Source organism: Streptomyces sirii (assembly GCF_045690365.1).
GTDB lineage: Bacteria > Actinomycetota > Actinomycetes > Streptomycetales > Streptomycetaceae > Streptomyces > Streptomyces sirii.
Map to the genome: position 1 here is coordinate 6,254,005 of NZ_CP147982.1, position 23,232 is coordinate 6,277,236.

Annotated in this window: 18 protein-coding genes; 9 read left to right on the plus strand and 9 right to left on the minus strand. The window is 73.4% G+C overall.

Translation table 11 applies throughout. The features are described from left to right. Positions 1–243: 243 nt before the first annotated feature. The 5 genes from WAB15_RS28295 to glgX all read right to left on the minus strand — a co-directional run bounded on the left by WAB15_RS28295 (position 244) and on the right by glgX (position 10,161). Complete coding sequence (locus WAB15_RS28295; RefSeq protein ID WP_407287953.1) at positions 244–2,082, minus strand: ABC transporter ATP-binding protein; 1,839 nt, start codon at positions 2,080–2,082, stop codon at positions 244–246. After that, a complete protein-coding gene (locus WAB15_RS28300; protein WP_407287954.1) occupies positions 2,079–3,869 on the minus strand; it encodes an ABC transporter transmembrane domain-containing protein in 1,791 nt (596 codons plus the stop codon). Before WAB15_RS28300 ends, WAB15_RS28295 begins: the two co-directional genes overlap by 4 nt. Positions 3,870–4,057: 188 nt before the next feature. Beyond that, entirely contained in the window at positions 4,058–5,953 is a 1,896-nt protein-coding gene (locus WAB15_RS28305; RefSeq protein ID WP_407287955.1) for an ABC transporter ATP-binding protein, read from the minus strand. Then, entirely contained in the window at positions 5,950–7,851 is a 1,902-nt protein-coding gene (locus WAB15_RS28310) for an ABC transporter ATP-binding protein (RefSeq protein ID WP_407287956.1), read from the minus strand. Before WAB15_RS28310 ends, WAB15_RS28305 begins: the two co-directional genes overlap by 4 nt. A gap of 54 nt (positions 7,852–7,905) precedes the next feature. Continuing rightward, positions 7,906–10,161 (minus strand): glycogen debranching protein GlgX, encoded by a 2,256-nt coding sequence (gene glgX / locus WAB15_RS28315; protein ID WP_399147041.1) that lies wholly within the window; start codon positions 10,159–10,161, stop codon positions 7,906–7,908. Between the two features lie 252 nt (positions 10,162–10,413). Between glgX and WAB15_RS28320 the strand changes: the two genes are divergently transcribed. The 7 genes from WAB15_RS28320 to WAB15_RS28350 all read left to right on the plus strand — a co-directional run bounded on the left by WAB15_RS28320 (position 10,414) and on the right by WAB15_RS28350 (position 17,012). After that, positions 10,414–11,730 (plus strand): Ig-like domain-containing protein, encoded by a 1,317-nt coding sequence (locus WAB15_RS28320; protein ID WP_407287957.1) that lies wholly within the window; start codon positions 10,414–10,416, stop codon positions 11,728–11,730. A 190-nt stretch (positions 11,731–11,920) separates the two neighbouring features. Next, positions 11,921–13,162: an Ig-like domain-containing protein gene (locus tag WAB15_RS28325; RefSeq protein WP_399147043.1), complete on the plus strand. Its 1,242-nt coding sequence runs from the start codon at positions 11,921–11,923 to the stop codon at positions 13,160–13,162. A 90-nt stretch (positions 13,163–13,252) separates the two neighbouring features. Next, positions 13,253–14,020: an enoyl-CoA hydratase/isomerase family protein gene (locus tag WAB15_RS28330; protein WP_399147044.1), complete on the plus strand. Its 768-nt coding sequence runs from the start codon at positions 13,253–13,255 to the stop codon at positions 14,018–14,020. Positions 14,021–14,284: 264 nt separating this feature from the next. Further along, on the plus strand, positions 14,285–14,824 hold the full coding sequence (locus WAB15_RS28335; protein WP_399147045.1) for an ATP-binding protein: 540 nt from the start codon (positions 14,285–14,287) through the stop codon (positions 14,822–14,824). A 109-nt stretch (positions 14,825–14,933) separates the two neighbouring features. Beyond that, complete coding sequence (locus tag WAB15_RS28340; RefSeq protein WP_399147046.1) at positions 14,934–15,341, plus strand: hypothetical protein; 408 nt, start codon at positions 14,934–14,936, stop codon at positions 15,339–15,341. Between the two features lie 55 nt (positions 15,342–15,396). After that, entirely contained in the window at positions 15,397–16,173 is a 777-nt protein-coding gene (locus tag WAB15_RS28345; protein ID WP_407287958.1) for a DsbA family protein, read from the plus strand. Next, positions 16,170–17,012: a cytochrome c biogenesis CcdA family protein gene (locus tag WAB15_RS28350; RefSeq protein ID WP_407287959.1), complete on the plus strand. Its 843-nt coding sequence runs from the start codon at positions 16,170–16,172 to the stop codon at positions 17,010–17,012. The genes WAB15_RS28345 and WAB15_RS28350 overlap by 4 nt, the downstream gene beginning before the upstream one ends. A gap of 58 nt (positions 17,013–17,070) precedes the next feature. Here WAB15_RS28350 and dgt read toward each other — a convergent pair whose 3' ends face one another. The 4 genes from dgt to WAB15_RS28370 form a co-directional block, all read right to left on the minus strand. After that, entirely contained in the window at positions 17,071–18,396 is a 1,326-nt protein-coding gene (gene dgt, locus WAB15_RS28355) for a dGTP triphosphohydrolase (RefSeq protein ID WP_407287960.1), read from the minus strand. Positions 18,397–18,474: 78 nt separating this feature from the next. Next, positions 18,475–18,828 (minus strand): hypothetical protein, encoded by a 354-nt coding sequence (locus tag WAB15_RS28360; RefSeq protein ID WP_407287961.1) that lies wholly within the window; start codon positions 18,826–18,828, stop codon positions 18,475–18,477. A gap of 190 nt (positions 18,829–19,018) precedes the next feature. Then, positions 19,019–19,849, minus strand: a complete 831-nt coding sequence (gene nadE / locus WAB15_RS28365) for an ammonia-dependent NAD(+) synthetase (RefSeq protein WP_407287962.1) — start codon at positions 19,847–19,849, stop codon at positions 19,019–19,021. Between the two features lie 246 nt (positions 19,850–20,095). Next, positions 20,096–20,650 (minus strand): GH25 family lysozyme, encoded by a 555-nt coding sequence (locus WAB15_RS28370; RefSeq protein ID WP_407287963.1) that lies wholly within the window; start codon positions 20,648–20,650, stop codon positions 20,096–20,098. Positions 20,651–20,949: 299 nt separating this feature from the next. Here WAB15_RS28370 and WAB15_RS28375 point away from each other — a divergent pair, with 299 nt between their 5' ends. Then, positions 20,950–21,717: a response regulator transcription factor gene (locus WAB15_RS28375; RefSeq protein ID WP_399147052.1), complete on the plus strand. Its 768-nt coding sequence runs from the start codon at positions 20,950–20,952 to the stop codon at positions 21,715–21,717. A gap of 1 nt (position 21,718) precedes the next feature. Continuing rightward, on the plus strand, positions 21,719–23,215 hold the full coding sequence (locus tag WAB15_RS28380; RefSeq protein ID WP_407287964.1) for an ATP-binding protein: 1,497 nt from the start codon (positions 21,719–21,721) through the stop codon (positions 23,213–23,215). Positions 23,216–23,232 lie beyond the last annotated feature (17 nt).

Below are 23,232 nucleotides of genomic sequence, written 5' to 3' on the forward strand. Positions count from 1 at the left end.
AGGCAGAACTCATGGAGCGTGTGGGGGGAGACGTACGCAAAGGTGCATGACGTACTGGTGGAACGGGGGTGGAGCCGGCCGTCGCGAGGCGTGGTGCTGTGGGGGCCGTGCGGCGGTTGCGGGGAAGAGTCCCACCACAGCCCGCCGGTTGTCAGGCTCCGATCAACTAATTGGCCGGAAAACGTCCGTTGCGCGGAATCGGCGTTCGCTTTCCGGACGATCGGTGCCCGTTCTCGCACAGCCTCAGCCGGCCGCGGTCCGCCCGTGCCAGGAGTGCCACAGGGCCGCGTAGGCGCCGTCGGCGGCCACCAGGTCGTCGTGGGTGCCCAGTTCGGTCAGCCGGCCGCTCTCCAGCACGGCCACCCGGTCCGCGTCGTGGGCGGTGTGCAGCCGGTGGGCGATGGCGATGACCGTACGGCCCTCCAGGACGGCGGCCAGTGCCCGCTCGGCGTGCCGGGCGGTGCGCGGGTCGAGCAGCGCGGTCGCCTCGTCCAGGATCACGGTGTGCGGATCGGCCAGCACCACACGGGCCAGGGCGAGTTGCTGCGCCTGCGAACCGTCGGGGCGGTGCCCGCCGGGGCCCAGGTCGGTGTCCAGGCCGGCCGGCAGCTCCGTGAGCCAGTCGGCTCCCACGGCCGCCAGCGCGGCGCGCAGCGCGGCGTCGTCGGCGCCGGGCGCGGCGATCCGCAGGTTGTCGCGGACGGTGCCCAGGAACACATGGTGCTCCTGCGTGACGAGGACCACCTGGCGGCGCAGCACTTCGGGGTCCAGCTCGGCGATCGGCACCCGCCCGACGGTCACCGAGCCGCCGCTCGGCGCCTCGATGCCGGCCAGCAGCCGCCCCAGGGTGGACTTGCCGGCTCCGGAGGGGCCGACCAGGGCTATCCGCTCGCCGGGACGGATGGTCAGCGAGACGTCGTGCAGGGCGTCCCGGCCGGGGGAGGCGGAAACGCCGTCGCCGTCGCCGGTCCTGGTGGCGTAGGCGTAGCGGACGGCCGTGACGTCGATGCGGTCGTCGGCGGGGAGCACGGCGGCCGCGGGGGCGGACTTCGGGGCCTGCGGAGCCCGGCCCAGGCCCTCGACGCGGGCGAAGGCGGCGCCGCTGCTCTGGAGTTGCTCCATCCACAGCAGGATCGTCGCCAGCGGCTCGGCCAGCTGCCGCAGGTACAGCGCCGCGGAGACGACCACCCCCAGGCTGATCCCGCCCCGGCCGTGCAGCACCCCGCCGACCAGCAGCACCCCGACCACCGGGAGGACGTAGGAGACCTCCACGGCGGGCAGCAGCACGCTGCGCAGGAACAGCGTCCGGACGCGGGTACGCCGGCACCGCTCGATCGCCTGCTCGCTCGCCGCCCGCCGGCGCTCCTGGAGCCCCAGCGCCTCGACGGTCCTGGCGCCCGCGGCGGTGGCCGCCAGCAGCTCGGCCAGCGCCGAGGTCGCCGCCCCCTCGGCCAGATACGCGCGGTGGGCCCGGCGCAGATACCACCGCACCGCCAGCAGACCGCTCAGCAGACCCAGCCCGCACGCCCCGAGCCGGGGATCGAGCACCACCACCGCACCGAGCAGGAACAGCGACTGCACCGACGCGATGAACACCTCCGGTGCCGCGTCCCGCAGCGTCCGGGCGACCGAGGTGACGTCCGTCGTGCCGCGGGCCGTCAGATCGCCGCTGCCGGCCCGCTCCACGGCCGCGGCCGGCAGCGCCAGCGCCCGGTCGACGAACTGCTCGCGCACCCGCGCCACGGTCCGCTCACCGAAGCGGTGCCCGACGTACCGGGCGTAGCGCGCCAGCAGCAGCTGCGCCAGCGCGCACACCAGGATGACCAGCGCCAGCCGGTCGACCGCGGGCACCCCGCCGCCGTCGCGCACCGTGTCCACGATCCGGCCCAGCAGCCACGGGCCGACCAGACCGGCGCCGGCGGCCAGCGCGTTCAGCGCGAGCATCAGGGCGAACGCCCGCCCGTCCAGCCGGATCAGGCGGAGCGCGGCCCGCCGGGTGGTGGCGCGGTCGGCGACCGGCAGGGCCGTACCGCCGGGCAGGTCGTCGCCGTCTCGCGCGGGCCGGGTGGTGGTCGCCGTCATCGTGCGCTCTCCTCTTCCAGGGGCGCGGACCGGGGCGCCGGGGTGCCGCCTGGTTCGTCGCTGCGCGCGGGGTCCTCGCCGCGCGCCACCAGGCGGCGGTAGGCGGGCTGTTCGTCGAGCAGCCGGCGGTGGCTGCCGACCGCGGCGACCTTGCCGTCGACGAGGAAGCACACCGTGTCCGCCCGGTCGAGCAGCAGCGGCGAGGTGCTGGTGACGACGGTCGTACGGCCCGCGCGGGCGGCGTGCAGCCGGCCCGCGACGGCCGCCTCGGTGTGCGCGTCGACCGCCGAGGTCGGCTCGACGGCCAGCAGCACCTCGGGGTCGGCCAGCAGCGCCCGCACCAGGCGCAGGCGCTGCCGTTGCCCGCCGGAGAGATTGCGGCCCTGCGCCTCGACCGGCGAGTCGAGACCGTCCGCCAGACCGCGGACGATGTCCTCGGCCAGCGCCGTATGGACGGCGCGGTCGACCGCCTCGCCGGCCGGTTCCCGGCGCCCGCCGATCACCTCGCGCAGCGTCCCGGCGAAGAGGTCCGCCTCGTTGTCCGCGACCAGGATGCGGTCGCGGACCTGCCGCAGCGGGAGCTCGTCGAGGCGCACCGCGCCCCAGGTCGCCGCGGAGTCCGCGAACCGGCCCAACCGGTCGACCACCGCCGCCGACTCGGCCGGGCGGGCGGCGGCCAGCGCGGTCAGCTGCCCGGGCACCACCTCGACGCCGGACTCCGGATCCCGCAGCACGGCCGGCTCCTCGGGCGTCCGCCCCGTCTCCTCCCCGGTGTCCGGAGCGTCCGCGGTGTCCGGCTCCCGCCGCAGGAAGCGGACCACCCGCCGGGCGGCGACCAGGCCCCGCGTCAGGTCGTAGCCGCCCTCGATGAAGAACGACACCGGCACCACCAGCGCCGCCGCATACCCGTAGACCGCCACCAACTCGCCGACGGTGATGTCCCCTTGGGCCGCCATCCGCGCCGAGAGCCAGGTCACCGCGGCCAGGAACAGCGTCGGCAGGCCCACCCCGAGCGCCTGGATCCAGCTGGTGGCCGCGCCGACCCGGTAGCCCTCGCGCCGCAGCGCTCGCGAGTCGCGGCGGTAGCGGTCGGCGAACACCTCCTTGCCGCCCAGGCCGCCCAGCACCCGCAGCCCGCCGACCAGGTCCGTCAGCCGCGCCGCCAGCCCGCTCTGCCGCTCGCGGTAGCGCGACTCCGCCCCCTGCAGCCGGCCCAGCAGCGGCCCGACCAGCAGGGCGAGCAGCGGGACGCCCAGCAGCACCACCGCGGCGAGCAGCGGGGAGACGCCCAGCATCAGGACGGCGACGACCCCGTACGCCAGCACCGCGCCGACGCCGGGCCCGGTCATCGTCAGCGTCTGGCTGATCACCGCGACATCGCCGATCCCGATCGTGACGACCTCACCGGCCGTCACCTTCCGCGGCAGCGCCGCGCCCAGCCGCAGGGTGTGCGCCACGACGGCCCGCACCGTGCGGAACGTGGCGTCCATCCGGATCCTGGTCATCGTGCGGTGCCGCAGCATCCCCAGCCAGGCGTTGAGCACCCCGACCCCCAGCAGCACCGCCGTCCACCCGACGAGCGCCGGCATCCGCCCCGGCGCCAGCCCCTCGTCGATCGCCCGCGACAGCACATACGGCGGCAGCATCAGCCCCACCATCCACAGGCTCCCGTACGACGCGCCCGCCGCGACCCGCCACCGCTGACTGGTCACCAGCCACCACAGATACCGCCCGGCACTGCGGTGGCGGGGCGCTCGCGCGCCCGGCTCCGCCGAGGTGTCCGCCATCCCCGCCCCCCGTGTTCGTCCCTGCACAGTCCGCCGATGCCTGGACCCTAACCGCTGCGAGAACCCCGTGATCGGCGCAAGAAACCGATCACGCCAGGCAGCTGAGGACACCTTCGTTGCGGTTCGGGCACGGCGGGTGGCGGGTGGCGGGTGGCGGGTGGCGGACGGGCCGGGAGCGCGGCCGGCCGCTACCGCACACTCTCCCGCCACGTGCGATGCAGCTCGGCGAACCGGCCGCGGTCGGCGATGAGTCGGGCCGGTGGGCCGTCCTCGACGATCTCGCCGTCGGACATGACCAGGACCCGGTCGGCTATCTCCACGGTCGACAGGCGGTGGGCGATGACCAGGGCCGTGCGGCCCCGCAGGACGGTGTCCATGGCGGCCTGGACCGCTCGCTCGCCGGGGATGTCCAGGGAGCTGGTCGCCTCGTCGAGGATCAGGACGGCGGGGTCGGCGAGCAGGGCGCGGGCGAAGCCGACGAGTTGGCGCTGGCCGGCCGAGATACGGCCGCCGCGCTTGCGGACGTCGGTGTCGTAGCCGTCCGGCAGGGCGGTGATGAAGTCATGGGCGCCGATGGCCTTCGCGGTGTGCTCGATCTCCTCGCGGGTGGCGTCCGGACGGCCGATGGCGATGTTGTCGGCGACCGTCCCGCTGAACAGGAACGCCTCCTGGGTGACCAGCACCACGCCGCGGCGCAGCTCGGCGGTGGACAGCTCGCGCAGATCGACGCCGTCGAGCAGCACCCGGCCCTCGGTCGGGTCGTAGAAGCGGGCCAGCAGCTTGGCGAGGGTGGACTTGCCGGCGCCGGTGGCGCCCACCACGGCGGTGGTCGTACCGGCCGCCAGGGTCAGATCGAAGCGCGGCAGCACCTCGCCGCCCGTGCGGTAGGCGAAGCGGACACCGCGGAAGTCGACCCCGCGCCCCGGCCGGCCGCCCGCCGGGGCCGGCAGCGCGGCCGGTGCCGGCGGCTCCGGGACGCCGGCCGGCTGGGCCAGCAGGCCGGCGATCTTCTGTAGCGAAGCGGCCGCGGACTCATAGGAGTTGAGGAAGATCCCGAGCCGGTCGATGGGGTCGTACAGCCGGCGCAGATACAGCACCGCGGCGGCGAGTACGCCGAGCGCCAGATCTCCCGTGGCGACCCGGTAGGCGCCCCACAGGACGATCGCGGCCACCGCGGTGTTCGCCGCCAGCCGGGAGGTGACGACATAGCGCGCCATCTCCAGCAGCGCGTCGCCGTTGACCCGCTCGTGGCGGTGGTTGAGCCGGGCGAACACGTCGTCGTTGAGCCGCTCGCGGCGAAACGCCTGCACCGGCCGGATGCCGTTGAGGGTCTCGGCGAACTTCACGATGAGGTCCGCCATCGCCGTGGACTTCTCGCCGTAGACCCGGTGCGTGCGGCGCCGGTAGGAGCGGATGAGGAGGTACAGGGGCGCGCCGGAGGCCACGGCGGCCGCTCCGAAGCCCCAGTCCAGGAAGACCAGGGTCACGGATATGTGGACCGTCGCGAGGGCGATCGTGATCAGCTCCTGCAGGCCCTCCTCCAGGAGTTCGCGCAGCGACTCGACGTCGGTCGTGGCGCGGGAGATCAGCCGCCCGGACGTATAGCGCTCGTGGAAGTCCAGGCTCAGCGCCTGGCCGTGCCGGAAGATCCGGCCCCGCAGGGCGAGCAGCACATCCTGGCTGACCCGGGCGGAGAGCTGGATGAAGCCGAACTGGAGCCCGCCGGACGCCGCGGCGCACACCGCGGCCGCCAGCCCGACGGCGATCAGCGGCCCGAACTCGCCCGCCCGGACGGCCGGCACGGCGTGGTCCAGCGCGTAGGCGACCAGCAGCGGCCCGGCCTGCACGGCGGCCTGCTGGAGGAGCAGCAGGAGGGCCGCCGCCCAGACGCGGGGTCGGTGCGGTGCCAGCAAGGAGGCGAGCAGCGAGCGGGCGGCACCCTTGGGGGCGGGCAGCCGGTCCTGCGTGAAGGAGTCGGCGGGCTCGGGCTCTGGGGGCTGGGGTGGCGGCGGCTGGTGCGGGAGGTGCGGTCCGGGGCGCTCCTCGGGGCCGTCGGACGGCAGGCCGGTCGTGGTGGTCGTCATCGGGCGCCCTCTTCCTCGCCGGACATCAGCGCGGCGTACTCGGGGTTGTCCCGGAGGAGTTCGTGGTGGGTGCCGACGGCGGCGATCCGGCCGTCGGACAGCAGCGCGACCCGGTCGGCGAGCAGGACCGTGGACGGGCGGTGGGCGACCACCAGCGCCGTGGTGCCGGCCAGGACCTGGCGCAGTGCCGCCTCCACCGCGGCCTCGGTACGCACGTCGAGGGCCGAGAGCGGATCGTCGAGGATCAGGAAGCGGGGCCGGCCGACGACGGCGCGGGCCAGGGCGAGCCGCTGCCGCTGTCCACCGGACAGGCTCAGGCCCTGCTCGCCGACCTGGGTCGCGGTGCCCTCGGGGAGGGCGTCGACGAACCCGTCGGCCTGCGCCACCTCCAACGCCCGCCGCAGATCCGCCTCCTGGGCGTGCTCCGCGCCCATCAGGACGTTCTCCCCGGCGGTCGCCGAGAAGAGCGTGGGGTCCTCGAAGGCGACCGCGACCAGGGAGCGGGCCTCGTCCCGGCCGATCGTCGCCAGATCGCGCCCGTCGAGGGTGATCCGGCCGGCGGTGGGGTCGTACAGCCGCGGCACCAGCGCCGTGAGCGTGGTCTTTCCGCTGCCCGTCGCCCCGACCAGCGCCACGGTCTCGCCGGGGCGGATGTGCAGCGTGACGTCCTTGAGGGTGGGCGGGCTGTCCGGCACCGCGTCGGGGTAGCGGAACGCGACGCCGGAGAAGGCCAGGCCGCCGGTGGGGCTGCCGTCGCACCCGTCGTGGCCGTCGCTCCCGGCGGGCCGCCCGCCGCCCCCGACGGCTCCGTTCGTTCCCCGGGGCCGTTCGGCCGCGTCCCCGTCCCCTTCGTCCCCGTTTCCTTCGTCCGCGACCGCCGGCTCGTCCATCACCTCGAAGTAGCGCTCCGTGGCCGTCGCCGCCTCGCTGCTCATGGCCAGCAGGAAGCCGATCGACTCCACCGGCCAGCGCAGCGCCAGCGCGGTCGACAGGAACGCGACGAGGGTGCCCGTGGACAGCGCGCCGTCGGCCACCTGGAGCGTGCCGAGCACCAGGGCACCGCCGATCGCGATCTCCGGCAGCGCCGTGTTGACCCCCAGGATGCAGGCCAGCAGCCGCGCCTTGCGCAGCTCGGACGTACGCAGCGCGCGGGTCAGCTCCTTGAAGGCGCGGGCCTGGCTGCGGTGCCGTCCGAAGCCCTTGATGACGCGGATGCCGAGCACCGACTCCTCGACCACCGTCGTCAGATCGCCCAGCTGGTCCTGGGTGCGGCGGGCCGCGCGCCCGTACTTCGCCTCGAAGACCGAGCACAGCGCCATCAACGGCAGCACCGGTGCCAGCAGCACCAGCCCCAGCGTCCAGTGCTGGGCCAGCAGCACCGCCCAGCCCACCAGGATGGTCACCCCGTTGACCAGCAGGAACGTCAGGGGGAAGGTGAGGAACATGCGCAGCATCTGAAGGTCGGTCGTGCCCCGCGACAGCAGCTGGCCCGACGGCCAGCGGTCGTGGAAGGCGACCGGCAGCCGCTGGAGATGGCGGTAGAGCGCGGCGCGCATCGCCGCCTCGACCCCCGCCAGCGGGCGCGCCACCAGCCAGCGCCGCAGCCCGAACAGCAGCGCCTCCGCGACACCGAGCAGCAGCAGATATCCGCCGCCCAGCCACACCCCGCCCGCGTCGCCCTCCGTCACCGGCCCGTCCACCAGCCACTTGAGCACCAGCGGAATGACCAGGCTCAGACACGAGGCGACCACCGCCACGCATGCGGCCGTGAACAGCCGCGCCCGCACCGGGCGCACGAAGGGCCACAGCCGCAACAGCGTGCGCACTGCGGAGCGTTGGGGTAAGTGGGGTAAGTCGGTCCGGTCGGTCGGGGGCGTCGTGAGCGCGGTGTCAGCCATCACCCGCGAGCGTAGGGCGCACCACTGACAACGCTCCGGTGAATTTCCGCAGCCTCAGCCCGGCACCGCCCGGAACAGCATCACCGACCGCCCGGCGAGCGTGATCGTGCCGCCCGCCGTGTACGGCGGCCACGCCGGCCCCGGCTGGTCCGTGCGGGCGGTGTCGACGAGGAGTTCGTACGCCTGCGCCCACGGCGGGCCGGGCAGGGTGAGCCGGCGGGGGTGGGCGGCGGCGTGCAGGACGGCGAGGAAGCTGTCGTCGACGATGCGCACGCCCCGGTCGTCGCGCTGGGAGATGTCGTTGCCGGAGAGGTACATGCCCAGGGTGGCTCCCGGGGTGTACCAGTCCTGTTCGGTCATCTCCGTGCCGTCCGCGGTGAACCAGGCGAGGTCGCGCAGCCCGCCCTGCCCGTGCGGCCGGCCGGAGAAGAACGCCCGGCGGCGCAGGACGGGATGCGCGCGGCGCAGCGCGATCAGCCGGGCGGCGAGCTCGGCCAGCGGCCGCCAGCCGGGGTCGTCCAGGAGCGACCAGTCCACCCAGCTGGTGGGGTTGTCCTGGCAGTAGGCGTTGTTGTTGCCGTGCTGGGTGCGGCCCATCTCGTCGCCGGCCACCAGCATCGGCACACCGGTGGACAGCAGCAGCGTGGTCAGCAGGTTGCGCAGCTGGCGGTGGCGCAGCGCGGTGACCTCCGTGTCGTCGGTCTCGCCCTCGGCGCCGCAGTTCCACGACCGGTTGTCGTGGGTGCCGTCGCGGTTGTTCTCGCCGTTGTCGGCGTTGCGCTTGTGCTCGTAGCTGACCAGGTCGCGCAGGGTGAAGCCGTCGTGCGCGGTGATGAAGTTGACCGAGGCGTACGGGCGGCGGCCGCCCCAGGCGTAGAGGTCGCTGGATCCGGAGAGCCGGTAGCCCAGGTCGCGCACGTCGTGCTGGGCGCCGCGCCAGAAGTCGCGGACGGTGTCGCGGTAGCGGTCGTTCCACTCCGTCCACAGGGGCGGGAAGGCACCGACCTGGTAGCCGCCGGAGCCCACGTCCCAGGGTTCGGCGATCAGTTTGACCCTTCGCAGTACGGGGTCCTGGGCGATCACGGCGAGGAACGGGGAGAGCATGTCCACGTCGTGCATGGAGCGGGCCAGCGCCGCCGCCAGATCGAAGCGGAAGCCGTCCACGCCCATCTCGGTGACCCAGTAGCGCAGCGAATCGGTGATCAGCCGCAGCACCTGGGGCTGGACGACGTGCAGGGTGTTGCCGCAGCCGGTGTAGTCGGCGTAGCGCCGGGCGTCGCCCGCCAGACGGTAGTAGCCGCGGTTGTCGATGCCCCGCAGGGAGAGCGTCGGCCCCAGCTCGCCGGCCTCCGCGGTGTGGTTGTAGACGACGTCGAGGATCACCTCGATACCGGCGTCGTGCAGCGCCCGCACCATCCGCTTGAACTCGCCGACCTGCTGCCCTCGGGTGCCGGTGGCGGCGTAGCCGGCGTGTGGCGCGAAGTAGCCGATGGAGTTGTAGCCCCAGTAATTGCGCAGCCCCCGGCGCACCAGGTGGTCCTCGTGGGCGAACTGATGGACCGGCAGCAGCTCGACGGCGGTGACGCCCAGCCGGACCAGGTGCTCCAGCGCGGCCGGGTGCGCCAGACCCGCGTAGGTGCCCCGCAGATGCTCGGGGATACCGGGGTGGCGCATCGTGAAGCCGCGCACATGCAGCTCGTAGAGGATGGAATCCGGCCAGGGCGTCTTGGGGCGCCGGTCGTCGCGCCACTCGTCCTCGCCGCCCTCGTCCCCGGTGTCGCCGCCGACCACGACCCCCTTGGGGACGTACGGCGCGGAGTCCCGGTCGTCGCGCACGGTGTCCGCGATCTGCTGCTGCGGCCAGTCGCGGACGTGCCCGTAGAGCCGGGCGGGCAGTGCCAGGCCGGTGCCGGCCGGCTCCGTACGCGCCCCGAAGTCGCCGTCCACGGCCCTGGCATACGGGTCCAGCAGCAGCTTCGCAGGGTTCCAGCGGGCGCCGCTCCAGGGGTCCCAGCGGCCGTGCACCCGGTAGCCGTAGCGGTGGCCGGGGCGGATGCCGGGCAGGAAGCCGTGCCAGATCTCATGGGTCAGCTCGGTGAGCGGATGGCGGGTCTCGTGCTCCTCCTCGTCGAACAGACACAGCTCCACGGCCTCGGCACCGCCCGCCCACAGGGCGAAGTTGGTGCCCGCGACGCCGTCGGGCCCGGTGCGGTAGCGGGCCCCCAGCGGCGTCGGACTGCCGGGGCGGACATCCGCCGGTGGGGCGAGTGGTTCGTCCGCCACCGCCTCCTGCTCGGGTGCGCTCGACACGTGCCGGCCTCCTGCGGCTCATGGCTCGGTCGGGCGGTCCCCACCCGGGGGCGCCGCCCAGCGTCAGCTGGGGGAGTCCCGGCCGTGCGTGCGTCTCCGCCCTCCCCGTTGTTCTTCCCGCAACCGGGCGTTGCCTCACGTTTCCCGCTGCGGCGGCTCATTGTTCTGTCCATGCCTCGCTGAGAGATGTCCGTGACATTCCGTTACGCGGCATACCTCCCGACCCGGGGATCATCCGTCACAATCCGGTGTATGACCGTCCATCACCAGGGCCGAGCAGGAGACCGAGCGACGAGCCGCGGCGGTGTCCGTGTGCGGGCGCGGACGCCGGTCCGGGTGCGGGACGGGTCGGGCCGCCGGGGCGGGACCCGGGCCACGCGCCGGCTCCGTGCCGCGCTCGCCGCCGTGGCCGGGCTCGCCGGAGCGGTGGCGCTGGCGGGCTGCGCGGACTCGGTGCTGTTCGACGGCGGCACCCCGCGCACCGTGGAGGAGCTGATCCGCATCGTCCCGCACGACGGCGCCCACGACGTCCGGTCCGACGGGCGGTTCGAGATCCGGGTGCCGCAGGGCCGGCTGGAGCGGGTGGCGGTCAGCCGCAACGGGGACGCCGGACGGCAGGCCGTCGCCGGACGGATCTCCTCGGACGGCACGGTCTGGCGCCCGGCCCCCGGCCCGCTCCAGCCCGGTGCGCAGTACACCGTCGACGCGGTGGCGCTGGACGGCGCGGGGTACCGCGCGGCCCGCCACACCACCTTCACCACGGCCGTGCCCGCCCGGCGCGTCATCGGCCGCTTCTCGCCCCCGAGCGACACCACGGTCGGCACCGGCCTGATCTTCTCGATGACCTTCAACCGGCCGGTCGTCGACCGGGCCGCCGTCGAGCGGGCCGTCCAGGTCAGCGCCCGGCCCGCCGTCCAGATCGCCGGCCACTGGTTCGGGCACCGACGGCTGGACTTCCGGCCCCGCGAGCGCTGGCGGCCGGGCACCGAGGTCACCGTGCGGCTGCGGCTGCGCGGCGTGAAGGCCGGGCCGGACACCTACGGCATGCAGCACCGGACCGTCCACTACCGGGTGGGCCGGGACCAGGTCAGCACCATCGATGCCGCGCGGCACACCATGACGGTGCGGCGCGACGGCCGGGTGGTGGCGGTGCTGCCGGTCACCGCGGGCAACGCCGAGAACCCCACGTACAACGGACGGATGGTGATTCTGGAGCGCCATTCGGTGACCCGGATGGACGGCGGCACCGTCGGCTTCGGCAGCGAGTACGACATCGCGGACGTACCGCACGCCATGCGCCTCACCAGGTCCGGCACCTTTCTGCACGGCAACTACTGGGCGCGTCCCGAGGTCTTCGGCGGCAGCAACACCAGCCATGGCTGCGTGGGCCTCAGGGACATCAAGGGCGGTGGCCGCGGCACCCCGGCGGGCTGGTTCTTCGGCCAGTCGATCGTCGGCGACGTGGTGGTGGTCCACAACTCCCCTGAGCGCACGGTCGCACCGGACAACGGCCTCGGTGGCTGGAACATGCCGTGGGACCAGTGGCGCGCCGGTTCGGCGCCGGGCTGATCGGGGAGCGTCCGATGGGCGCGCGCACGCGTCCGCGCGTACCCCCGAGCCACCCTCGTACTTGGGACTGAACGGTGACATCCGCGGGGAGTTCACTGTCACCGCGGTGTGGTTACCTAACGGCACGCGCGCGGCTGTGCGCAGACGCGTGCGGGCGACCGCGGGCCGTGCGAGGGGGAAGGGGCCGATCGTGAACGTCCAGCCGAATCCGGGGGTGCCGGCTCACCGGCGCCGGTGGCCAGGCGGGGGCCGGGGCCCGCTCACACTTCTGCTCGGCGCGACGCTGCTGCTGGTGAGCGCGTGCGGCGGGGACGACACCGACGACCGCGGACCGGCCGGCAAGGCCGGCGGGGACAGGGCCGCCTCCCGGGCCGCGGTGACGATCGCGCCCAAGGACGGCGCGGACGACGTCGCCACCAGCGGCGCGCTGAAGGTGACCGCCAAGAACGGCCGGCTCACCTCCGTCCGGGTCAAGGACGGCAAGGGCAACGAGGTCGACGGGAAGATATCCGGCGACGGCGCCCAGTGGCGGCCGAGCGGCCATCTGGGCGCCTCGACGGAGTACACCGTCGACGCGGTCGCGGTGGACCGCCGGGGCCGGGAGGCCGCCGAGCACGCCACGTTCACCACCCTCGTCCCCAAGAACACCTTCATCGGCCGGTACAGCCCCGAGAACGGCCAGCGGGTCGGCGTCGGGATGCCGGTCTCGATCCACTTCACCCGCGGCATCACCTCTCCCAAGGCCGTCGAGGACGCCATCAAGGTCACCGCCAAACCGTCGGTCCCGATCGAGGGCCACTGGTTCGGCAACGACCGGCTCGACTTCCGCCCCGAGAAGTACTGGGCACCGGGCACCAAGGTCACCCTCAAGCTCGACCTCGACGGCGTCGAGGGCCGGCCCGGCGTCTACGGAACCCAGGCCAAGGAAATCTCCTTCTCGATCGGCCGCAGCCAGGTGAGCACGGTCGACGCCAAGTCGAAGCAGATGACCGTGGTCCGCGACGGCAAGAAGATCAAGACCATCCCGATCACGTCGGGCGGGCCGGGCACCGAGACGTACAACGGCAAGATGGTGATCAGCGAGAAGCACGAGGTGACGCGGATGAACGGCGACACCGTCGGCTTCGGCGGCGAGTACGACATCAAGGACGTACCGCACGCCATGCGCCTGAGCACGTCCGGCACCTTCATCCACGGCAACTACTGGTCGGGCCGGCCGACGTTCGGCACGCGCAACGCCAGCCACGGCTGTGTGGGCCTGTTCGACCAGCGCGGCGGCGGCGACGGGTCCACCCCGGCGGCCTGGTTCTTCCGCAACTCCCTCGTCGGCGATGTCGTCGTGGTCGAGAACTCGCACGATGAAACGATCCAGCCCGACAACGGCTTCAGCGACTGGAACATGTCCTGGGAGCGGTGGAAGGCCGGCTCGTAGGGGCGCGCCGCATCACCCGTTGGGGCCCGGTCCCGCACTGTGACCAAGTGCACCGGGCCCCCTGCCGTTAACGGGGACTAACCTTCCACCATGACTGTGAATCTCGAGGTCGCCGACGGCGTCGGCACCATCCGCCTGGACCGCCCGCCGATGAACGCACTGGACATCGCCACCCAGGACCGGCTGCGCGAGCTGGCCGAAGAGGTCACCCGCCGCGACGATGTGCGCGCCGTCGTCATCTGGGGCGGCGAGAAGGTGTTCGCGGCCGGCGCGGACATCAAGGAGATGCAGGCCATGGACCACACGGCCATGGTCCTGCGCTCCAAGGCCCTGCAGGACTCGTTCACCGCCGTGGCCCGGATCCCCAAGCCGGTGGTCGCCGCGGTCACCGGCTACGCGCTCGGCGGCGGCTGTGAGTTGGCGCTCTGCGCCGACTTCCGGATCGCCGCCGACAACGCCAAGCTCGGCCAGCCCGAGATCCTGCTCGGCCTCATCCCGGGCGCCGGCGGCACCCAGCGGCTGGCCCGCCTCGTGGGCCCCTCCAAGGCCAAGGACCTCATCTTCACCGGCCGTCACGTGAAGGCCGAGGAGGCGCTCACCATCGGCCTGGTCGACCGGGTGGTGCCGGCCGCCGAGGTCTACACGCAGGCGCACGCCTGGGCCGCGAGGCTGGCGGCCGGTCCCGCGCTGGCCCTGCGCGCCGCGAAGGAGTCCGTCGACGCGGGCCTGGAGACGGACATCGACACCGGGCTGACGGTGGAACGCAACTGGTTCGCGGGGCTGTTCGCGACCGCCGACCGGGAGATCGGCATGCGCAGCTTCGTCGAGGAGGGGCCCGGCAAGGCCAAGTTCCTCTGAAACCGCTGGTGTTGGCGGGACGATTGAGGTTTGGCCGGGACCAGATGCCTCGTGTGGGCGAATTGCGGAAAACTTAAGTGCGCCTTAAGGCAGCCTTGTTGACAGGTCTTGCCAAGCCTGCGTAGGCCGAGTGTCGCCGCAGGTCAGGGCGTAAGTCCCGGAACCTTAAATGTCGTTGGCATATGTCCCGCAGGGGGCCTGGAACCGGAGATTCCGGGCAATGGATTCCGCCGGTTCCGCCCCCGTGACCGCCAAGTAGCAGCCATGATGGGGGGCATGGCGGGCCTCGAAGGTATGGAGCAGCCGCGGCCGCGGAGCGATCCGGCCGCCGCACGGTGGGACATCCCCGGTGCGGACCGGAATCCGGCTCCGGCCCCTTGCGGCCCGGCGTCCGCGGCACTCGACCTCGTCGGCGACCCGACCATCGGCGAGGTCCGGCTGCCCTCCCGTCCGCAATCCGCCGGCACCGCCCGCCGGCTGACCGCCTCCGTACTCCTGCGGCAGTGGTCCCTGACGCCCCAGCTCGCCGAGCACGCCGTCCTGCTCGTCTCCGAGCTCGTCGGCAACGCCGTACGCCACACCGGCGCCCGCACCTTCGGACTGCGGATGCTGCGCCGCCGCGGCTGGATCCGCATCGAGGTGCGCGACCCGTCCCGCGGCCTGCCCTGTCTCATGCCCGTCCAGGAAATGGACACCAGCGGACGGGGCCTCTTCCTCGTCGACAAGCTCTCCGACCGCTGGGGCGTGGACCTGCTGCCCCGAGGCAAGACCACCTGGTTCGAGATGCGGGTCACCGACCGCTGAGCGGCGGCCTTCGCACGCCTGCGGCCGTGCGCCGGTCGGGGCTCCGGTCATCCGGTGGCGGTCCGTAGGATGGGTGTTCCATGCGCGCGGACGGTACGGAGGGAGGGACATGCACGCCATACGCCGGTCGACTGCGATGACGTTGCTGCTCCTCCTCGCGGTGGTCTTCGGGCCGCTGCTGTGCCGGGCCGGCGGCGACCAGGCCTGGGCGGGCGTCCGGGCCGCCGGCGCCGAGCGGGTGTGGCACGCCGCCGCGCAGGAGGGCCGGGCCGTCGACGGTTCGGCCGAAGTCCCGGTGGCCGACGCACCCAAGAGGTGTTCGGACCGGCACGCCCCCGGCCCCGAGGAGTCCGCCCCGCCGCCCGCGCCGCACCGCGGTGAGCCACTGGCCCCCGCGACCGCCGGCCCCGGGCCGCTCGCCGTCGACCTGCCCGCGCAGTTCGCGCTCGCCCGACCGCCGACCGACGGGTCGTCCGCCGTCGACCACACCGCGCTCCTGCCCGTACTGAGGATCTAGGCCGCCCCGACGCACAAGGCCGCCGCAATCCTCTTCGTACGTCTGGAGCTTCCGCATGCCCACCTCCGCCTCACCCACCCGCAAACTCGCCGCCGTAGGCGCGGTCGTCGCCCTCGTCGTGGCCGTGATCGCCATCGGCATCGCCGTAGGCAAGACCGTCGAGGGCGACCGCGACCCCGGCCGCACCGGCGAATCGGAGGCCGCCGCCTCCACCGGCTCCCAGGAGGACGCCGCACAGCAGAAGATGTTCGACGGCCTCGCCAAGAAGACCAGCCGACGGACGGCCGGCGATCCGCTGGCCGTCGGCGAGAAGGACGCCCCGGTGGTCCTGGTCGAGTACGCCGACTACGCGTGCTCGTTCTGCGGCCGCTTCACCCGCGAGACCCAGCCGGAGCTGGTCGAGAAGTACGTCGACGCGGGCACCCTGCGGATCGAGTTCCGCAACTTCCCCGTCTTCGGCGCCGACTCCGAGCGGGCCGCCCGCGCGTCCTGGGCCGCCGGACAGCAGGGCAAGTTCTGGCAGCTGCACGACACGCTGTACGCCAAGACCCGCAAGGGCGGTGACCTGGCCGAGGACAAGCTCGTCGAGGTGGCCCGCGAGAGCGGTGTGCCGGACATCGACAAGTTCCGTACGGACCTGGGCGGCGCGGGCGCCGAGCGCGCGCTGAAGAAGGACCAGGACGAGGGCTACCAGCTCGGTGTGCAGTCCACGCCGTCCTTCCTGGTCAACGGGCGGCCGATCAGCGGGGCCCAGCCCACCGCGGTCTTCGCGCAGGCCGTCGAGGACGCCGCGGCGAAGGCGGGTGCGAAGGGCTCGGGGGACGGCAGGTGACCGGCGACATCGGCTACCTCGCGGCGTTCCTGGGCGGGGCGCTCGCCCTGCTCAGCCCGTGCAGCGCGCTGCTGCTGCCGGCGTTCTTCGCCTACTCGCTCGCCACGCCGGGCCGGCTGCTGGCCCGCACCGGGGTTTTCTATCTGGGGCTGGCCACCACGCTCGTGCCGCTCGGCGCGGCCAGTACGGCGGCCAGCCGGCTGTTCAACGGCCACCGCGAGCTGCTGATCGCGGTCGGCGGCTGGGTCGTCATCGCGATGGGCCTCGCCCAGATCCTGGGCCTGGGCTTCGCCTCCCGGCGCGCCCAGGCGGCCGCGGCCAGGATCACCCCCCGCTCCGCCGTCTCCACCTTCCTCCTCGGCTGCGTCTACGGTCTGGCCGGCTTCTGCGCCGGCCCGATCCTGGGCGCGGTGCTGACGGTGACCGCGGTCAGCGGAAACGCCGTGTACGGGGCCTCGATGCTCGCCGTGTACGCGCTGGGCATGGCCCTGCCGCTGTTCGTCCTGGCACTGCTGTGGGACCGCTTCCAGCTCGGCACCCGGGGCTGGCTGCGCGGCCGGGAGTTCAGCCTCGGCAGGCTGCGGCTGCACACCACCTCGCTGCTGTCCGGGGTCTTCTTCATCGGCATCGGCGTGCTGTTCCTGCGCTTCAACGGGACCAGCGCGCTGCCCGGGATCCTCGACGCGGACACCGAGTTCCGGGTCGAGGAGTGGGCGACCGGGATCGGCAACGGCGTACCGGACTATGTGCTGATCGCGGTGGGGGCGCTGGTCGTCGCCGGGGTGCTGGGACGGATCGCGCTACGGCAGGAGCGCAGGCCGCGGGACGGGGCCGAGTAGCCGCGGGGCGGGGGCGCGGACGGAGACGGTCCGTCCACGCCCCCGGCCCCGCCCCGCCTCACCGCCACACGTTGTCGCTCACCGAGCCCAGGCCCGTACCGGACAGCCGCCGGTGCAGGGCCAGCGCCTGGTCCTCGGTGAGCGAGGCGACATGGTCGGCCGCGGCGCGCAGCCGGTCGCCGTGCAGCGCCAGTTCCTCGGCGCGGTCCGGCGGCAGCAGTTCGGGGGCGTCATGGGTCCAGCGCAGCAGCTCGCCGACGATCCGTCGTTTGCCGTGCTGCTGGGTGGCCAGCGCGGGCCGGTCGATGACATAGCACCACACCAGCTCCTTGAGCAGGTCGCAGGCGGCCCGCCGCTCCGGCGGGATCACCAGCCGCGCCCCGTAGCGGATCGCCGCCGCGCCGCCCACCTCCAGCTCGATGCCCCGGGTGAAGTACGCGATCAGATCGGCGGTGCGGCGGTTGACCGCGACCGCGTCCTCCTGGCCGCCGCTGTAAGGGGCGGGCACCGCCAGCCGCTTGCCGATGTCCGCCATCAGCATCAGTGCCGCCTCGCGGTCGAAGGCCTCACCCGACCGCGCCCGCTTGGCCTGCACATAGTCCAGGAAGCGGCGGGTCTCCCGCTCGGTCTCGCCGCCCGCGGCACCGTCCGGCGGGAAGAGCGCGGCCAGCGGGATCAGGCCCGTGCGGTAGAAGTCCTCGACGTCATGGCAGGCGTAGGTGACGTCGTCCGCCCAGTCCATGACCTGCTCCTCGACCGGTACGGCGCAGTCCGCGCGGCCGGCCCGCACCCAGGAGAACGCCTCCCGGTCGGCGACGTACACGCCCCACTTCACATGCCGCGCCGGATCCTGGTCGACCGGCGCCCGCTCCCACGGGTACTTCGTGGCGGCGTCCAGGCAGGCCCGGGTCAGATGCAGCCCGCGGTGGCCCGGGTACTTGTGGGCGGCGAGGAAGGTCAGCACCCGCAGGGTCTGGGCGTTGCCCTCGAAGCTGTCCAGCACGCCGTCGGCGAAGTGCAGCTCGTCCATGGTGGTGCGCAGCGCCATTTCACCGGCGTGCCCGAAGGGCGGATGGCCGATGTCATGGGCCATGCACGCCGCCTCGACGAGCGCCGGATTGGGGCCGCCGTACCGGCGCTCCAGCCGCTCCGCCATCCTGCGGCCGAGCTGGGCGACCTTCATCGAGTGCGTCAGCCGGGTGTGGTACGCGCCCAGCTCGGCGCTCGCCACGACCTGGCTCTTGCCGGCCAGCGCCCGCCACTGCGTCGAGTACAGGATCCGGTCGACGTCGTGCTCGAACCCGGACCGCTGCCCGTCGTCGGGCACCCGTCGGCGCAGGGAGTGCTGCTCAAGGTCCTCATCGCTGTATGTGGCAGGTCGCATGCGCGGATGGTAGCCCCGCCCGGCCGCGAGCCGCCCGTCCCGCCACCGGTCAGCCGCGCCGGTGGCAGGGGCGACCCCCTAGGCGCTGAGCCGCCGCCGCCAGCGCGGGTGTGTGCGGGTGTGCGGCCGGATGTGCGGGTGGTGGGCGTCGGCCCGGCGCCTGCGGTCGTTGCACAGCAGGCACTTGCCGTACCCCGGCGGGAGGGGGTCCTCCGGGTCGCCGTACAGCGGGTCGACCGCGCCGCCCGGATGGAGGGCGCAGCCGGTCGGGCCGGTCTCGGCGCCCAGCGAGCTGGCGGCGGTCAGCGCTTGCCGGAGGACGTCGACGAGCTGGTCCGCGCCCTGCCGGGTCGGCGCGGACTGCAGAGCGGAGGCAAGGTCGGAGGCGGTGGTCAGCGCGGTCTGGAGTTCGCGCAGGTTTGCGTAACCCATGTCCTGGAGCGTAGGCGGACCCACTGACAGTTGATCTTTCGATCTCACTTCGCGGCTTCCCATGGCCGCATGCATGCCCGCCCCGGCCGATGATTTAGCACCGGGACGGTGACCGTCCCCTTGCCGGCTCATGACATGTCGGGTGGGGCGCCTCGTCGCCGGTGAGCCACCAGGCGCCCGCACCCGCGCCTCAGGGCGCGATCGGCAGGGCCCGCTTGTGGTCCGTGAGGCGGTAGCGGCGGACGATGGCCTCGAAGGCGGCGGCCTCGACCGGCTCACCCTCCAGGAAGTCGTCGATCTGGTCGTAGCTCACGCCGAGCGCGTCCTCGTCGGGCTTGCCCGGGTCGAGCGTCTCCAGATCGGCGGTCGGCACCTTCGTCACCAGCTCCCGGGGGGCGCCCAGCACGGCCGCCACCGCGCGCACCCGGCGCTTGGTGAGCCCCGTCAGCGGTACGACGTCGGCCGCGCCGTCGCCGAACTTGGTGAAGAACCCGGACACCGCCTCGGCCGCGTGGTCGGTGCCCACGACCAGGCCGTCGTGGGCACCCGCGACCGCGTACTGCGCGATCATGCGCTGGCGGGCCTTGATGTTGCCCTGGACGAAGTCCTGGTGGTGGGCGTCGCGGAAGGTCAGTCCGCCGTCCAGCGCGGCCTCGAGCGCCGCGTCGCTCGCCGGGCGGATGTCGACGGTCAGCTCCCGGTCGGCGCGGATGAACTCCAGCGCCCGCTGGGCGTCCTTCTCGTCCGCCTGGACGCCGTACGGCAGCCGCATCGCGTAGAACGTCGCCTCGTGGCCGGCGGCGCGGGCCCGCTCCACGGCCAGCTGGCAGAGCCGGCCGGTGGTCGTGGAGTCCACGCCGCCGCTGATCCCCAGGACCAGCGAGCGCAGGCCCGTGGAGGTCAGCCGCTCTGTGAGGAAGGCCACCCGGCGCTCGATCTCCTGCTCGGCGTCGAAGGACGCGGTCACCTGGAGATCCCGGGCGATCTCCTGCTGCAGGGCCTTGGACGCCGGGTCGGTCACGACTGCTCCTCTGGTTCTCTCGCCGCGCCGCGCGGTGTGCGGCACGGCCTGTCGCATGTGGGTAGGGCGGTTGGTGTCACGCGCTGTTCCTGGGCGCGTACGCGGTGCTGTTCGGCTCCGCCGGTGTCACCGGGCGTGACGCGGCACTACCCGGTGTGTGCCGGATGCCGCCCCTGGTGACTCGGTGTTCGCCTGGTGCGTACGCGCGGTTCCCGGATACGTGAATCCGCGTGCCGATAGGAAACCTTATGCCGGGTGCGCCCACTTCTTCAGGGCGGCCTTGCTGGAGAAGTCCGCGACATCCTTGTCCAGCGGCCGGTCGGTGTACTGGTGGATACGCCACTTCGCCTCGATCCGGGGGTGCCCGGCGGAGACGTAGTCGGCGATCCACAGGCCGTCGGCCGCGTAGGACGTGGTGTCGTGATTCAGCCAGAAATCGCGGTTGCAGTAGAGCATCACGCGGTGCGTGGGACGGAGCTTCTTCACCTCGACGAGGAACTGGTCCTTCTGTGCATTGCTCGCATAGGTGCCCTCGCCGGTGCGCTCCCAGTCGCAGGCCAGGATGTCGCCCTGGACCGACGCGCACTTCTCCACGAAATACCGGGCCTGGGCGGCGATATTCCCCGGCCACAGAAAGTGGTAGAAACCGACCACGCAGCCTGCTTTACGGGCCTTTGCGGCCTGTGCGTTCTGGTGCGGATTGATGTAGGACCGGCCTTCGGTGGCCTTGACGAAAACGAAATCCAGTCCCTCTGTGGAATACGAGGTGTTGTAGGAGCTGACATCGACACCGTGCAGCATGAACGGCCTCCTGCCGATCGGACCTGCGGATTCGAAGCGCCAACTGGTCGAACTGGTCTCTGCGTTACGTTCTGTGTGCCCCGTGCGATGCGGTTTTGTGCCCGTTCGTGCCGTCCAGTTCGTGCCAGCAGTTCAACATGTTCGCCAGTCAAGACGCCAGATCGTGGTCGAGAAGTTCCTTACCCCGTAGGCGTATTGAGGGCGCTGGGAATTCCGCCGGCGGCTTCGGTCGGCCGGGGACCGACGGTGCGCCGCGACCGGCCGGGACCGCGCCGCCGGGCCCTTGGCAGACTTGCCGGGTGACCCGTTCCGTACTGCTCGCCGAGGACCACCGGCCCATCCGCACCGCACTGGCGCGCGCCCTGACCCTGGAGGGGTATCAGGTCACCGCCGTCGCCGACGGCATCCAGGCGCTCGCGGCCGCGCACCGCGAGCGGCCGGACGTGATCCTGCTGGACGTGATGATGCCGGGCATCGACGGGCTCCAGGTGTGCCAGGCGCTGCGGGCCGAGCGGGACCGCACCCCGATCCTGATGCTCACCGCCCGGGCCGGGACGGCGGACCGGATCGCCGGACTGGACGCCGGGGCCGACGACTATGTGGTCAAGCCGTTCGAGGTCGAGGAGGTCTTCGCCCGGCTGCGGGCGCTGCTGCGACGGACGGCGGAGCGGGCGGAGGACAACGCCGACGCCCCCGACGACGCCGAGGCCGCCGGCGCCGCCGAGGCGGCGGCCGGCGGGACGGAGGACGCCCGGGCGGCCGGCGGCGGGGTCGTCGAGGCGGCCGATCTGCGGATCGACGGGCCCTCGCGCCGTGCCTGGCGCGGCGGACGGGAGTTGGAGCTGACCCGGACCGAGTTCGAGCTGCTGGAGCTGCTCGCCCGCAACGCCGGGACCGTCCTGGACCACTCGACGATCTACGACCGGATCTGGGGCTACGACTTCGGGCCGGGCTCCAAGAACCTCGCGGTGTACGTGGGCTATCTGCGGCGCAAGGTCGACGTCCCGGGCAGCCGGCCGCTGATCCACACGGTGCGCGGTGTCGGCTACGTCCTGCGGGCGGACTGAGGTGCCCGGATCATGGCGGCGCGGCCGCCCGGCCCGCTGGCTGCGCACCCGTGAGCCCGCCAGTCTGCGCACCGCCTTCGCGGTGTCGTTCGCCACCGGGGCCGCGGCGGTCAGCGTGCTCGTCGGGTGCCTGAGCTACGACGCGGCGGCCCGGCTGGTGCGGGTGGACGAGAAGTCGGTGTTCTCCGAGGTCGTACGGGATCTGCGCACCCAGGTCCGGGAGAAGCCGTACGGGCCCGGCGATTACGCCAGCTCCCACCCCGACCGCGACGGACCGCGCGACGACCTGATCCGGCCCAGCCGTACGGAGGTGCAGATCCTGGGCGCCGGCGGCCGGATCGTGGAGCCGGGGAGCCCGGTCCTGCCGGTCGGCGCCGCGGAGCGCCGGATCGCCATGGACGAGCGGGCCGGCTCGCACACCGGGTGCGAGGCGGAACTCGGCGACGGGGAGTACCACGTGGCGACCGTCGCGCTCGGCGGCGGCCGCGGGGCGGTCCAGGTCGCCCGGAAGTCCAGTGGGACCGAGGAGTTGCTCGCCGCGCTCCAGCATCGCACCACCCTGCTGGCGGCCGCGGTCATCGCGCTGTCCGGAGCGGCCGGTTGGTGGCTGGCGCGCCGGATCACCGGCCGGCTGGTGCGGTTGACCTCGGTCGCCGAGAGCGTGGCGGAGCACGGCCGGCTGGACGTCCCGGTGCCGGTGGCCGGGCGCGACGAGGTGGCACGGCTGGGGCGGGCCTTCGACGACATGCTCGGGCGGCTGGCCGGCGCCGTGCAGGACCAGCAGCGGCTCGTCCAGGACGCCGGCCATGAGCTGCGCACCCCACTGACCTCGCTGTGCACCAACATCTCGCTGCTCAAGCGGTTCGACGAGCTGCCGCCGGACGCCCGCGAGGAACTGCTCGCCGACCTGGCGGGCGAGGCCAGGGAACTGAGCGGTCTGGTCAACGAGCTGGTCGACCTGGCGGCCGGACAGCGCGCCGACGATCCGCTGTCCGAGGTGTGCCTGGCCGAGGTCGCGCAGAAGGCGGCGGCCTCGGCCCGGCGCCGCACCGGCCGCGAGATCACCGTAGGGATCCTGCGTCCGGCGGTGGTCGAGGGGCGGTCCGCCGCGCTGAACCGGGCGCTGAGCAATCTGCTGGAGAACGCCGCGAAGTTCGACGCGGGCGGGACGGAGCCGATCGAGGTCGCCGTCACCGGCGCCCGCATCGAGGTCCTCGACCGCGGCCCCGGCATCGCGGATGCCGACCTCACCCGGGTCTTCGACCGCTTCTACCGGGCCCCGGCCGCACGCGGCCTGCCCGGCTCCGGACTGGGCCTGGCCATCGTCCACGAGATCGCCACCGCCCACGGCGGCCACGCCTTCGTCACCCGCCGCCCGGGCGGCGGTGCCGTGCTGGGCTTCACCGTGGGCAGAGGGAAGGGCGCGGGCACGGGGGTCGGCGCGGGCGCGCGCCCCTGGACCGGTCCGCTGCCGGCGCCGCGCAGCAGCCGGGTGTGACCGGGTGGGGGCCTGGC

Excerpts from the sequence above, each read along its gene's own strand:
- WAB15_RS28295 (WP_407287953.1), bottom strand. The coding sequence starts at position 2,082 with ATGACGGCGACCACCACCCGGCCCGCGCGAGACGGCGACGACCTGCCC.
- WAB15_RS28300 (WP_407287954.1), bottom strand. The coding sequence starts at position 3,869 with ATGGCGGACACCTCGGCGGAGCCGGGCGCGCGAGCGCCCCGCCACCGC.
- WAB15_RS28305 (WP_407287955.1), bottom strand. The coding sequence starts at position 5,953 with ATGACGACCACCACGACCGGCCTGCCGTCCGACGGCCCCGAGGAGCGC.
- WAB15_RS28310 (WP_407287956.1), bottom strand. The coding sequence starts at position 7,851 with ATGGCTGACACCGCGCTCACGACGCCCCCGACCGACCGGACCGACTTA.
- WAB15_RS28320 (WP_407287957.1), top strand. The coding sequence starts at position 10,414 with ATGACCGTCCATCACCAGGGCCGAGCAGGAGACCGAGCGACGAGCCGC.
- WAB15_RS28330 (WP_399147044.1), top strand. The coding sequence starts at position 13,253 with ATGACTGTGAATCTCGAGGTCGCCGACGGCGTCGGCACCATCCGCCTG.
- WAB15_RS28335 (WP_399147045.1), top strand. The coding sequence starts at position 14,285 with ATGATGGGGGGCATGGCGGGCCTCGAAGGTATGGAGCAGCCGCGGCCG.
- WAB15_RS28340 (WP_399147046.1), top strand. The coding sequence starts at position 14,934 with ATGCACGCCATACGCCGGTCGACTGCGATGACGTTGCTGCTCCTCCTC.
- WAB15_RS28345 (WP_407287958.1), top strand. The coding sequence starts at position 15,397 with ATGCCCACCTCCGCCTCACCCACCCGCAAACTCGCCGCCGTAGGCGCG.
- dgt (WP_407287960.1), bottom strand. The coding sequence starts at position 18,396 with ATGCGACCTGCCACATACAGCGATGAGGACCTTGAGCAGCACTCCCTG.
- WAB15_RS28360 (WP_407287961.1), bottom strand. The coding sequence starts at position 18,828 with ATGGGTTACGCAAACCTGCGCGAACTCCAGACCGCGCTGACCACCGCC.
- WAB15_RS28370 (WP_407287963.1), bottom strand. The coding sequence starts at position 20,650 with ATGCTGCACGGTGTCGATGTCAGCTCCTACAACACCTCGTATTCCACA.